The sequence below is a fragment of the Streptomyces sp. NPDC048255 genome, assembly GCF_040652415.1.
In the GTDB taxonomy this organism is placed as follows: domain Bacteria; phylum Actinomycetota; class Actinomycetes; order Streptomycetales; family Streptomycetaceae; genus Streptomyces.
On record NZ_JBEZMA010000058.1, the window covers coordinates 1 to 13,258 of the forward strand.

The 13,258-nt window shown below is 68.0% G+C and carries 7 protein-coding genes; 3 read left to right on the forward strand and 4 right to left on the reverse strand.

The genetic code is table 11. From position 1 onward, the window contains the following. Positions 1-104 precede the first annotated feature (104 nt). Positions 105-2,309, reverse strand: a complete 2,205-nt coding sequence (locus AB0D94_RS30970) for an endonuclease (protein WP_362058599.1) — start codon at positions 2,307-2,309, stop codon at positions 105-107. A gap of 359 nt (positions 2,310-2,668) precedes the next feature. Between AB0D94_RS30970 and AB0D94_RS30975 the strand changes: the two genes are divergently transcribed. Beyond that, positions 2,669-5,095: a DUF6185 family protein gene (locus AB0D94_RS30975; RefSeq protein ID WP_362058602.1), complete on the forward strand. Its 2,427-nt coding sequence runs from the start codon at positions 2,669-2,671 to the stop codon at positions 5,093-5,095. A 19-nt stretch (positions 5,096-5,114) separates the two neighbouring features. Here AB0D94_RS30975 and AB0D94_RS30980 read toward each other — a convergent pair whose 3' ends face one another. Further along, the gene (locus AB0D94_RS30980; RefSeq protein WP_362058605.1) at positions 5,115-5,492 is read right to left on the reverse strand and encodes a hypothetical protein; all 378 of its coding nucleotides are present in this window, start codon (positions 5,490-5,492) and stop codon (positions 5,115-5,117) included. A gap of 167 nt (positions 5,493-5,659) precedes the next feature. On the opposite strand from AB0D94_RS30980, the gene AB0D94_RS30985 reads away from it, so the two are divergent. Beyond that, a complete protein-coding gene (locus AB0D94_RS30985) occupies positions 5,660-8,326 on the forward strand; it encodes a DUF6185 family protein (protein ID WP_362058608.1) in 2,667 nt (888 codons plus the stop codon). Positions 8,327-8,609: 283 nt separating this feature from the next. On the opposite strand, the gene AB0D94_RS30990 is transcribed toward AB0D94_RS30985, so the two are convergent. Further along, positions 8,610-11,555 carry a tetratricopeptide repeat protein gene (locus tag AB0D94_RS30990; RefSeq protein ID WP_362058695.1) on the reverse strand — a complete coding sequence of 982 codons (2,946 nt, stop codon included), beginning with the start codon at positions 11,553-11,555 and terminating at the stop codon, positions 8,610-8,612. A gap of 222 nt (positions 11,556-11,777) precedes the next feature. On the opposite strand from AB0D94_RS30990, the gene AB0D94_RS30995 reads away from it, so the two are divergent. Further along, positions 11,778-11,978, forward strand: a complete 201-nt coding sequence (locus tag AB0D94_RS30995; protein ID WP_362058611.1) for a hypothetical protein — start codon at positions 11,778-11,780, stop codon at positions 11,976-11,978. Between the two features lie 53 nt (positions 11,979-12,031). On the opposite strand, the gene AB0D94_RS31000 is transcribed toward AB0D94_RS30995, so the two are convergent. Next, entirely contained in the window at positions 12,032-13,165 is a 1,134-nt protein-coding gene (locus AB0D94_RS31000) for an alpha/beta hydrolase (protein WP_362058614.1), read from the reverse strand. Positions 13,166-13,258 lie beyond the last annotated feature (93 nt).

Consider the following 13,258-nt stretch of genomic DNA (forward strand, 5'->3'; position numbering starts at 1 on the left):
GCGTTATCCATTTTCTCGCTTTCTCAATTGCACACCTCTACATCTTGTTCCCCCACACGCGGGGTTGGTGGGCGGGACCGATGCTGGTGGTCAGGTGCCGATGCTCAGGGCCAGGCACCTGCGAAGTCGATCTGCTCGGCCCACTCCGGGTGGTCTATCAGCGGGTTGCGGTTGCCCTGCATCTCGGCTATCGCCGCATTGCGGTGCTGCTCGTAGATGTCCACCGGATGGTCCCTGTGCCAGTTCAGTAGCAGCTCCAGGCCGCCCCGCTGGAGCTCGCGCGCCTCGTCTCCGATCATGCCGGGATAGCGGAGCAAGAAGTAGAGCGTCGCCCTGGCGACCGGTCCCTTGCCCTCCGAGGGTTCGAACTTCGCCGGCTCCCGGCGCCCGCAGGAGTGCCGAACGGCCTCGTCGAAGTCCGGGAAGTCGAAGTAGGGGATGTTTCCGCGGAAGCTGTTGCACGTCGATTCGCAGGCGAAGAGATGGTGCAGATCCCCGCGCATCGGCTCCTTCTTGGCGAACCAGGACTGGGGCACGACGTGTTCGCAGTTGAAGGGCAGTGAGGCCTCCAGGAGGTCGAGCTCGGCTTCGATGGCCTCCCGGCCGGGCGCGCTCTCGTGGAGCATGAACTCCTGCCAGCGTCCGATCCGGGCGGCCTCCACCGCCGCGTCGGCCTCGATGAGTTCCTGTGCGGTGAAGCCCTTGCCCGAGTAGATGCCGTGGAGCGTCTCGTCGGGGTGCAGGTCCACCCACGGGTAGAGCAGACGCATCGGCTTGTACGACGGCCGGCGCTCGTGCGTGGACTCGAGACGCTGGGCGAGCGCGAGGCGCAGGCCTGTGGGGTTGCCGACTTGAATGCCCGCGTAGTAGGCCTCGCGTGCCGACCGGTCCGCTGCCTCGTCGTAGTAGGGGCGGGTGCTGAAGGCCGCGAGGTTGACCATGGCGGCTGCCAGGTCCCGCTGGGCGGGCGACTGACCGTCGATGCTTCCGATCCCCGCCAGCGACCTGCCGTACGCGGGGGTGGTCGCACCGTGCGCCGGTCCCGCGGCGGCAGGTGATTCGGTCCGGGGCTGCAGGGCCTCGGCGTCGAGGCTGACGCTGATGACCAGGGGGACGTTCCAGCGGACGGCTCCTGACGTGGCGGGCCGCTCGCCGGTCCGGTCCATCGTCATGTTCTGGGGCGTGGCGCCGTCCGTCCGGTCGGTCAGGGCCGTCGGCGGCGAGACTTCCACGGGGTGCAGGGACGAGCCGGCCGCGAACAGCTCCGCGCGGAGCGCTGCGGCGGCGCCGGTCAGCGGGAACTGCTGGATCATGCCGAGGATGCGGCTGACCCGCACGCCCTCATTGGCCTTCCAGTCCACCCGGTGTTCCCCCATGCTCGGATGCCAGCGGGTTCCGTCGACCGCCAGCACGTGGCCGTCCCGGTCCTTGCGGGGAGCACCTGCGTGGTGCAGTGCCACGACTTCCCACTGGTCGTTGAGCACCGGAGACCCCGAGGAGCCGCGCGCCGTGTCGGCCGCGTAGTGCACGAAGTCGTCCAGCAGGTCCACGATCTGGTTGTCCCGGAGGGCCAGCTGCTTGGGCTCGCCGTTGGGGTGCTGGATGATGTTGACGAGTTCCCCGATGACGGCCTTGCCCTGGGCTTCCTTGAGCGGCAGTCTCCCGAAGGACGTCAGCGGCTGACCGTCTCGGGAGCGTTCGGAGACGGCGACCACGGTGAAGTCGAGGTCACGGTGGGTGACGAAGAACCTCTGCGGATCGAGCTGGAACACGACGGGAACGAGCGGCAGACCGTCCAGGCCTGCCTGGAAGTTGAACTCGACAACCCCGGCGGCCGCCTCCTCGGCGGAGCCCAGCACGTGGTTGTTCGTCATCAGCAGTGAGGGGGACACCAGGAAACCGGTTCCGTGGTGGGAAGACCCGGGACTCCGGACCGTTATTCGGCCGACCGAGCGGGCGGCGAGGAAACCGCCTTCGAGGTAGTCGATGCTGATGAGATCGTTGCGGCCCATGAACCGTTCGAGCTTCAGCAGGTCGGTGCTGACCAGCTCGCGGTCCAGATCCAGGCTGGTACCGGTCGTGGCGGTCTCCGGGGTCCGCTCGATCGCTGTGGCCATGGCCCAGTCGACGCCCAGACGGTTCAGTCTCTTGTTGACCCGCTCCGGGGTGTCGGCATAGAGGATGCCGTGCTGATCCAGCGCCTCCATATGGCCGTCACGCTCTGTGGTACGGGTCGCGTAGCGCCGACTGGCATCCTCCACCTGCCCCAGGAAACCCGTGTCGGCCTGTGACAACTGCTCCACTGTCATCTCGGCTCGCCTCCTCGGCGGCGATCTTCCGCGCTCAGATGTCGGAATTCATCCCCTTATTTCAGTATGGGCACTGGGCCTGGGTGCCGCTCAGCCGAACAGCGGGACGTTCCGGAGTGGTTGTTGCGTCAATCTTTGAACCTTCTCCGACTTTCCAGACCCTCTCCGACCTTCTCCGAATTTCGGGATGGAGGTCGATTCCCTACGGCCGCCGGGGTGGACCTGCCTGCGAGTCGACGCGTCGCGCGGCATTGTGCGCGTCTTGCCGGGAGGATCCTGGGGCGGTGATCCGTCCCGGCTGCTCCGCGCTGCGCCTTCCGCATGTGCTATTGCTGGTCCTCCTCCTCATACTCCCTGCCATGGGGAAGGCGGGCGCTGCTGAAAGCCCCTCGGCCGCTGATTGCCGAGCCGACCAGCTCAAGAAGGCCAAGGTCACGGCGCTGGCTGAGTTCAAGCACCGCGGCAACGACTACAGCATGTTCACGAGCACCGTGGACATCAGCGTGCCCGCTGATTGGAGCCATGCCTCCGAACTGCTCCTGGACGCCCAGTCGCCGGCGTACCGCTCGGCGCTGGCGTGCCTGGTGGGCAAACCCTGGGGAGAGCAGAACGACTTCCGTGATCTTTTTGAGTGGCGGTTCAAGCCGGTGGCCGTGAAGGCCGACGGTCAGTGGGTCAAGGTTCACTACGAGGCTGCCACGTGGGCCCAATTCTCCTCCTCCGCTGTGGGTCCGTGGGAGCTGACAGTGGAGAAGGAGAATTGGCGCATCGAGTTGCGGCCTTCTCCTGCTCTGAAGAACGCGAGATGGGAGAACGTCCACGTCAGCCTGGGCGGACCGGGAGCCCTGATGGCCAGCCCCCCGCCGGCCTTCGGCGAAGACGGAACGAAGCTGAGCTGGCGGCACAAACAGCCGAACGAGTATCCCACGGTCACTTTCCGCCCGCCCGCGGCACAGCACTGGCACTTCATCACAACCTCGTTGGAGGGCCCGTGGCAGGTATGGGAGACGTGGGGAGCCTACGGCGCCTCGGGAGCGTTCTGGTACGTCGCCTCGGGCGCGCTGCTGCTGGTCGCGGGTCGGCGGCTGAGGCGCAGTCTGACCGGCGCACCGATGCCAGAGGAGTCGAAAGCGCTGCAGCTTCTGCGTTGGTGGGCGCTCCTCCTGGTTATTTTGGGCTTGCTCATCTACCTCGGCGACAACCTCTACGGGATGCTGCACCGGCTGATGGGCTGGAAGGACGACTACTCGCCGACGGTGGCGGTGTTCAGCCTGGCGTTCCTCGGGCTTGCGCTGTGTCTGCTCGGCAGTCGGTCGAAGCGCCTTCGTGTATGCGTGGGCGTACTTGTCCTGGGCCTGACCGGGTGGTACTTCGTGTCGGAGGTCTACGATTTCACGTTGCTGCCCACGGCCGACCAGCAGTTGTCCCCTACGGGCTGGACCGTGGCGGCCATGGCCTGCACTGCACTGATGGCTGTGTCCTGGCTCGGTGTGATCGTCGCCGGTCAGCGGATGCTGTTGATCGAAGAGACACGGCTCCCGGTGTGGGTGATGGTCTGCGCCGCCGTTGCGGCAGCGATGACGACCGTCTTGTGGGGCTATCTCGCCTTTGAACGCCAGTGGGAGCGGATCAGCTGGCTCGCTGACCCGCGTTGGCCTGAGTCCGAGGCCCTTTGGGTGTATACGCTCGATGAATGGTGGTGGAACTTCCCAGTGACTGTCGCGGAGCCGCTGCTGAGCATCGTCTCCGTCTTGGCACCGCTGGCCGTGCTGGGGGTGTTGCGGGTCTGTCGGGTCGAGCAGCACGAGAGAGGGGCGTTCACGCCGGACCCGGCGGAGAAGTTCCTCCTCGTGGTCCTCTTCGCCGTCACCCTCGCACCCTTCACGTTCTACTACGGCCTGTCGGCTTATGCTCTCACCCTGCTGCTATGCCTGTGCACGGCCTGGGGGGTGCTCGCCCTGGGCTCTTCCGTCTCCGTACTGGAGCAGCCCTTCTCCGACAATGCGCCGCTCGGAAAGGTGATCTCACGGACCGACAGGGCCGACGTATTGCGCTTGGCGCGCCGGTTCCGTGAGCTCCAGGCGCGTCTGCACCATCTCAGCACTGTGAACTCGGCGGAGCGTTCCGCGGAGCAGGAGTCGATCGAGGCCGAGATCGACCGGCTGGACCAGTCATTGCCGGGAGGGGTCAGGCCCGCCGATCTGCCCTTTGCTTGTGGCCCCATGTCCACGTGGTGGGGCAACGCTCGCAGGGGGGCCGTCAACGCATGTCTTGTCGGGCTGCCCGTGACCGGCCTGCTGTACTGGACCGGCGCGGTCAAAGGCGAAGCCTGGATGCTGACCACGCAGAATGCGGCGGGATTCCTCTGGATCACGGTCGAGATCCTCTTCTGGCAGGTCGCCTGGATCGTCGGGGGATTCTTCCTTGGGGCGATGTGGCGGGATCTGCCGGGCCGTCATGGGCCGACGAAGGCAATCTTCGTCGCGCTCGCGTTCGCCGTTCCGGCGGCGGCTGACTTCCTCATTGCCCAAGCCCTCGGTGGGAGCGTACCGCGCGTGATCGGCGAGATCGCAGCGTTCGGTTCGGTGATGACGTGCACGGGTCTCGTGATGGACCTGCAGACCTTTCAGGATGAGCGCCGCTACTGGCCGACCAATGCCAGTCTCGTTGCTTACGTCTATCAGATGCGCTTCGCCTCGGTGGCGTTCTTCCTGGCACAGCTGCTCGCGCTCGCCACGCTCTGGAGGACTCTCGCGGAAGTGGGCCCGATGGCGCCCGGCCGATAGGTTTTGTCCTACGTACGGATCAGTGCTGGTTCTCGCACCCGGGGCACAGGTCGAGCGGGTCGCACAGCATGATGACCTGGTAAGGGTCCTGCCCGGGCTCCGTGCCGTGGGGCGCGAACCTCCATTGCGAGGCCTTGACGTGCTTCGTCCGCCCCGTTTCCTCGACATGGGCGTGCAGGGTGCGCGTCCCGGAGTCGTTCATCTCCACCATGACCTCGTCCGCGGCGAGCGGGAAGTGGTCGTGCAGGAGACACAGGCCGAATCGGTCCAGGTTCCCGTGCTTCTCAAGCACCTCGACGAGGTCCCGCACGAACTCCGCGTCCGACGGTCCCAGACCTTTGGCTTCCTCGAAGCGGGGGAGCGGCTTCCTCGCGGTGGATTCCTTTGGATGGGTCATGACATGTCCCGTGGAGCATGAGCAGGATCCCCCGCCTCCATCATCGATCGCCGATTGTTCGCCCGCAATCCGGGTGGCGGCGGCCGAGAGGGTGAGTACCGGCCGGAGGCCGCGTGTCCCTGTGCGACGGGACGCGGCTCGTGCTTAGCGTCCTGCGTAGGACTGGGGTGCTGGACGAGCGATGCGGACGGGGCGGTGCGATCGTGAAATCCCGGTGGTGGTGCCTGCTTCCGGCGCTGATCGCGGCCGTCCTGGGGTGGGGAGGGGTGGCGCACGCAGGGGACCGTGACGTCTGCCAGCTGGGAAACCTCAAGGTCCGCAAGGTGACTGCCAAACTCGATTTCGACTACCATGACCGCATTTATGCTCAGGTGATCTCGAAATTGACCGTCAGTGTTTCCGCGAAAGAGTGGACTCTCGCCAAGGATCTGGCGCGCAGTGAGAAGTCTGCCAAATATCAAACGGCCATGGGCTGCCTGCTGCGGGGGGATGAGAAAGGCCCGCGCAACCGTGAGTGGCGATTCCGTTATCCGGTGGTATCGGTTCGCGGCGATGTGGTCACTGTGGATTACGAGGCAACCGCATGGATCGAGAAGAATAACCCATTTCTGCTCGGGCCCTGGAGAATTGATGTAGACGAGAAGGGGGAGAGCTGGAGCGTCTTCCTTCGGCCGCCAAAGGCGCTGGGGAATATCAAATGGAATGAGGTCGAGGTCAAGTTGGATGGGCTCGAAGCCCATAACTTCTTTCCCCCAGTGACCTCTGCCGACTCGGTCCGTCTGGTGTGGTCCGAGCCGGAACCCTTCGACGTGCGGGTCGATGTGGAACCGCCCTGGCAACGCTCCTTCAACGTGGGCGAGTGGTGGTGGTCCTGGGGCTGGGCGGGTGTCGCCTCGTGGTGGGTGTTCACCGCAGCGGTGAGCCTGGTGGCCGTGCACTACGCCTCGCGGGCGCAGCCATCCGTTCCCTCGGTTCCCTCCGTTCCGTCCTGGCCGCCGGAACGGAAGGGCCTTGCACGGGTCGTTCGGCTATGGGCCGTACTCAGCGTGGCGGTAGCCCTGACGTTGCGTCTGCTGATCCTGGATCCGCCTGAATCCGACCGTCCGTCGTGGCGCTCCCTCGTCACCATCGCGCTGGGTCTGGCGCTGGTGCTCGTCGCCCGTCCGTGGTGTGGTGTCCCGTCGTCCTCCACCTCGCAGCAGACCGGAACCGAGGAGAGCGCCGACGCCGAAAGGGCCCGACGCCGTCAGGTCTGGGCCGTGACCGTGACCGCTTCAGCCGTGGCCGCGTTCGGCATCCTGCTGGTCGTGGCCCTTCGGTTCTTCCGCCTGGCAGAAGAAGTGACACCGGGTAGGCCCCAGGCCACTTCCGGTGTCATCGGGCTCGCGCTGCTGGCACTGGTGACGTTGTGGTTGTGGCTTGCCGCGATGGCGGCATGGGCGTGGCGGTTCGCGCGTGAGGGGGATCTGGCCCAGTCCTGGAGACGGGAGGGTAAACCGAAACAGTCCTGGAGTGCGAGGTGGGCCAAGGCGCCGGTTGGCTGGACCCTAGCCGTGGGAGCCCTGCTGGGGGTGGCCTCAGCGGCCCTGCTCGCTTCCTTCTGGTGGACACGCGAGCGCAATTGGGGGCGCGTCTACTGGCTCACGGATCAGTTCGGTACCGCCCGTGATCGCGCGCGGATCGATTTCCTGCGACAGTTCGCCTACTCCGGACTCACATGGGTCTGCGCCTACGCGTGGCTGCTGACGGGTATCGCGCTCCTCGCGCTGCTGCAGGTCCGTGTCAATACCCGGCGGGCCCAGTCCGATGGCAAGGACGAAGGGACTTCATTGGGGCCGGCCGGCGCCGATCTCCTGCTGACAGTCGTGGTCTTCGCCCTTGCCGTGGGGTTGAGGCAGGTCGAGTTCGCAGGTTCCAACGTGCTGTTCGGTTTCTGGTTCTTGATGATGATTGCCTCCCTGTACGCCGTGGTCACGGTCGGTCGCCGGTTCTCCGTGCTGGGCCGCACCGGGGGAAAGAACTTCTGCGTTCGAAGACTCGGCACGAGGCGACGCCGACACGTGTTGCTGATGAAGGCCCATGAATATCGCAACTTGCATCACAAGCTGTACTCATTGGATCGCGGTCGCGTAGAAGGCGACCTGACACGCGAGGAGTTGGAACGCAAACTGGACGGGCTGCAGAAATGGCTGTTTGACGGGTGGGGCGGAGAGGGTCGGCCACCGGCCCAGATCTCCGTGCTGGACACCGCCCTCAGCTGGGGACCCGGCCGGGACTGGTGGGACAATGCCCAGCGTGCCGCGCGCCTGGCCTTCGGCTTCGGGTTCCCGGCCAGTGTCGCTCTGGTCTGGCTGAGCTACCTCAGGGACTCCCCGACCCAGATGGCCACCTTCCAGAGCCTCGTAGGGTTGCCCGAGATCGTGGCGAAGTGTCTTGCGTGGCAGGTCGCATGGACCGGTGCGGGCCTGGCCCTGGGGGCGCTGTGGCGCATGCTGCCCGGACGCCGCAGCCCCGTGCGGGCGCTGAGCCTGACAGCCGCCTATGCCATCCCCGTCTGCGTGGGCGCCCTGGTCACCCAGATCACGGATACCGAACTCGGCTATGTATTCCTGCACGTCGCCCTCATGCTGCTGGTCCTGACGCTCACCAGCATCTGGATGGACATGGAGACCTTCACCGAGGAGAGGAGGTTCTGGCCCAGTCGCGTGGGGTTGCTGCTGTCGGTCTACCAGCTGCGCGGCCTGTCCACACAGGTCGCCTACCTCGCTGCCCAGCTGGCGATCGTCGTGGGGGTCTGGCGCAGCCTGGCCGGCATGGAGTCCCGGCCGAAGTAGGGCGTGACCGAGATGCGCGCAACGGTGCGCCGGGTGTGGAGGGTGCCAGGCGAGGGTGGCGACGCAGGCCGGATCGCCGGTCTCGGCGGCCGACTGGCGCCTTGGGCGACTCCGCTTTCGACTCCGCTGGTCAGGTCGCGGTGGGGGTGTAGCGTGCTGCTGCGAGTGCCTGAACAGCTGTCACACCTTCCCTCACATCGAGGTGATTCTCGACGTGGGCCCCGAAACTGACCACTCGTCAGATTATGACCGGGGGTTGTGCAGTGGCTGAGTGCTGCGCGGGTCACCCACCCTGTCGCCTGAAGGCGGCGAGGTTGGCGCGGGTGAGGACGGTGTCGGGGTGGTCGGGGCCGAGGACGCGCTCGCGGTCCGCGAGAACTTGTTGCTTCAGTCTGAGCGCGTCGTTGTGGCGGCCGAGGTGGGCGTAGGCGGATGCGAGGTTGGCGCGGGCGAAGACGGTGTCGGGGTGGTCGGGGCCCAGGACGCGCTCACGGTCCGCGAGAACCTGTTCTGTCAGCCGGCATGCGTCGTGGTGGAGGCCGGAGGCGCTACAGGTGGCGGCGAGGTTGGAGCGGGCATGGATCGTGTCGGGGTGGTCGGTTCCGAGGAGACGCTCGCGTGAGGCGAGAACCTGTACCGACAGCTGGAGTGCTTCGTGGTGGCGGCCGAGGTGGGTGTAGGTGGCGGCGAGGTTGGCGCGGGCGAAGACGGTGTCGGGGTGGTCGGGGCCCAGGACGCGTTCGCGGGCGGCGAGGACCTCTTCGTCGAGCCGGAGCGCTTCGGGGTGGCGCCCGAGGAGGGCGTACGTGGCGGCGAGGTTGGCGCGGGCGGTGACGGTGTCGGGGTGGTCGGGGCCGAGGACGCGTTCGCGGGCGGCGAGAACCTTTTCGTCGAGCCGGAGCGCTTCGTGGTGGCGGCCGAGGTCGTTGTAGGCGACCGCGAGGTTGGCCCGGGCGAGGTGGCTGTTGGGGTGGTCGGAGCCGAGAATGCGCTCGAAGTCCGCGAGGACCTGCTCCTGCAGTCTGAGCGATTCGTGGTGGCGGCCGAGATGACCGTAGGTGAAGGCGATGCTTCCGCGGGCGCGGATCGTGTCGGGGTGGTCGGGGCCGAGGAGACGCTCGCGGTCGGAAAGGACCTGTTCCATCAGCCTGACCGCGTCCTGGAAGCGGCCGAGCAAGGCGTACGTGCCGGCGAGGTTGGCACGGGCGAGAACGGTGTCGGGGTGGTCCGAACCGAGGAGGCGATCACGGTCGGCGAGGACCTGCTCCTGAAGCCTCAGCGCGTCGTGATGGCGGCCGAGGTGCCCGTAACTCGATGCGCGATTGGCGCGGGCGCGGATCGTGTCGGGGTGGTCGGGGCCGAGGAGGCGTTGACGGTCGGCGAGGACCCGTTCCTGCAGTTGCTGTGCGTCGTGGTGGCGGCCGAGGACGGTGTACGTGGCGGCGAGGTTGGCGCGGGCGGTGACGGTGTCGGGGTGGTCGGGGCCGAGGACGCGTTCGCGGTCGGCGAGGACCTCTTCCTCGAGCCGGAGCGCTTCGTGGTGGCGGCCGAGGTGAGCGGTGTAGGTGGCGGCGAGGTTGGAGCGGGCGCTGATCGTGGCGGGGTGGTCCGGGCCGATCAGCCGAGCGCAGTGGTCGGCGAGCTCGGCCCAGTGGTCTCCGGCTTCTCGGTGCAGTCCGTTGTTCACGAGGCTGATTCCGGAGAGGAAGAGCACGTCGTGCGCGCCGCCCTGCCACAAGTGCGATTCGGCGTTGCGCCGCAGTACCGCGGTGTTGGCACGCAACGCCTCGGCCAGATCGCGCTGGACGTGGTCCGGTCGCGGCCAGACTTCGGCCAGTGCGCCGGCCGCCGTTACGGCCAGAAGGGCGCGCCGGCTCTCAGGGGTGGTCTCGCGGGTGGCGCGGGCGGTGAGCGAGTGGACGCGGACCTCGCGGTGGGGTGTGCGTGGATCTGTGGTGATCAGCGCGTACCGGTGGAGGACCCGCAGGGCGCTGCGCACCTCGTCCGCGGTGACGCGCGGACCCTCGGTCCGGCCCGGCCCGGCATCGAGGAAGCCGAGGACGGTGTCGGCGGTCCACAGGGTCTCGGGGTGCCCGGCGGGGTCGAGGAGGGCCGCCAGGCGGAAGACGGGCTCGACGAGCCCGGGAGGGCCGGCCTGCTCGGCCGCGGTGAGGGAGAGCAGGAGGGCGGCGGTGACGTGCCGTCCGTAGACCTCGGTGTCCGCCCAGCCGGGCAGGACGTCGTCGAGCCGCAGTGCCTGGTTGCCGAGCCGGCCGAGGTAGACACCGCAGGTCAGTTGCTCCGCCAGCATGTAGGCGGCGGCGTGCCCCAGCGCCAGGGGAAGATGCCCCACTTGCGCGGCGAGCTCGTCCTGACGCCCGTCCAGGATATCGGCGCGGCCGTCACCGGTCAGGCGTTCGGTCAGGTAGGTGACGGCTTCGTCGGGGGAGTAGACGTCGATGTCGATACGGGTGCGTCCGCCGCCGGTGAACCGAGGGTCGTGGAGCCGGGTCGTCGCGAGCGTCCAGCCCACTCCGGGCCGAGCCGGCGGCCACCACGGGGCGACGACGGTGGGGTCGGCGATGTCGTCCAGGACCACGAGCCACGAGCACCGGGTCGTCGACAGCCACTCCAGTAACGCCCGCGCGTCCTGCTCGGGGTCCTTGCCGGTGGCGCCGGCAGCACCGACGCGCAGTGCGGCGCGGCTGTAGAGGCCGATGATCTGCTGGGTGTCCCCGGCCGGGACCCACAGCACCAGTCCGGTACCGGCGGCCACGGCTTCGTGAGCGTACTGCGCCGCGAGCTGGGTCTTGCCGACCCCACCCATCCCCGACAGCACCCGCGCAGAGCTCGGCCGGGTCTGCGTCAGCACCGCCCCGCCACCGGCACGGGCGCCGTCGATGCGCTCCCTCAGGCCGGACCGGGGCTGGAACGCCGACGCCGTCAACGGCGGCGCCCCCACCAGCATTCCTCCACCCACCGGCCTGTCGGCGACCGGCCCGCTGAACACAGCGGCAGCCGATTCCGTGGCGGCCGCCGGACGTACCGGCTCCGGAGACTGGTCGGGCACGTCTTCGGCCTGGCGCCGCAGCTCCAGCAGCTCCTTGCCGTCAAGCCTCAGTGCCCTGGCCATCTCAGCGACGGTCCGCGCTGACGGCGCCACCGGCTGGTTCAGGGCATTGCTCACCGTCGTACGCCCCAGCCCGGTCCTCCGGGCCAGAAGCGTCACGGTCAGCCCCGAGCTCGCCAGGCCATCCGCCAGCCGTTCCTGCAACCGGGCCAGCGCGTTCTGCTGCCTTCCCTGCTCGTGCCCTGCGCCGCTCAATCCCGCCCCCGGTCCGCCGTGCGCCCTGCTGTTCAACAGTGTTCATCTTCGTCCATCTGAACCCCGGCGGACACCGGTTCCAGGACTGTCAAGGCATCGATCCCGCCTACCTCTTGGGAGTTCCCGGTGTCCGGTCTCACCCTCGTTCTGTTCACCTCCGTCCTCGTCCTGGTCATTGCCATCGTCTCTGCCGCGGCGGCGGGCAAGCTCGCCCGGCTCGACGGCGCGACCTACCCGGGCGCGTGTCTGCGCGCGGCAGCCGCGTTCGCCGCGGTCCTCACCCTCGCCGCCGCCATCACTGCCGCCCTGGCCGCCGTCCTTGCCTGACTGCTCCGGGGTGCCTCGGGCTGCGTCGACCGCACCCCCACACCGGACAAGTCCTAGGGGCGGTGGAAGCGCACTTCCGGGAAGCGTGCTGTCGGGCCGTCCAGCAGCGGGCTGTTCCGTCCCCGCAGGTGGGTGTCGACGAACGCCGTCACGTAGCTCCTGGTGATGGCGTCGGCGCGGTCACCGTCCAGTCGTTGGAGCGGCATGCCGCGCTGTTTGGACAGGGGCGCCAGGTCGGTGAAGGACAGGTGCCCGGTGTCGTCGACGCTCAGCCAGCGCTTCCATCCGGTCAGTTCGGTCCAGGTCTCGTCCCAGCTCGGGTCGATGCCTCCGGGTTTGTGGCTGGGCTGGCCCAGCATCAGGAACGGCCGGTCCAGCGGGGTGTCGTTCGGGAACCGGAAGTTGCCGTCCATGTTCACCGCCGCCTTGACCCGCGGGTCGCGCAGCATGGCAGGGACCGTGCTGAAACCGCCGGCCGAGTGCCCCACGACGGCGATGCGGTCGGGGTCGATGGGTGCGCCGCGCTTCCAGGCCGGCCGCGCGCCGGTGAGTTCGTCGAGTACGAAGGAGATGTCCTCGGCGCGGACGGCGCCGACCTTGGGATAGTCCTTGTCCACGCACGCCAGGCAGGAGGTGGTGCGCCCGTCGGGGAACGAGATGCCGTCCGCCTCGTAGTTGTGTCCGATGCCGGCGACGGCGTAGCCGCGGGCTGCGAACTCCTCGGCGAGGCCGGTCAGGGTGGCGCGCGGCATGCCGAAGCCCGGTGACAGGATGACGAGGGGCAGTCCGCCGCGGACCTTCGCCGGCTTGGCGTCCACGGTCGAGTGGGTTCTCACCTTGGCGAACAGGTCGGCCGGCAGGTCAAGTCCGCTGGACGCCACATACTGCTCGGATTCCTCGGCCGTCATGTAGGGCGCGGGCGTGTCCGAGGGCTTGGCCGCCGGGTACCAGAGGGAGACCATCAGCTCCCGCTTCTCCGAGGGGACCCACGGGTCGGCCCGGTTCTCGTCCCTCAGATGGACGGTGGCCCTGCCGACCGGGTGGTGCCCGGACGGCGCGGGCAGCACGAGTGCGGTCCCGGGCGGTTGTACGGGGGCGGTGTCGGCATGGGCGGCGGTCGTGGTGGAGAAGGTGCCCGCCAGAGCCGTGGCAACGGCGGCACCGACCAGGAACAAGCGTCGTCGCATCGAGTTGTCTCCATCGATGTCTCTCGTGGCATCCGGCCCGGTGCGGGCCGATGCCTCGAACGCTATGCCGGGCGCGAGCGGCTGCCATCGGCC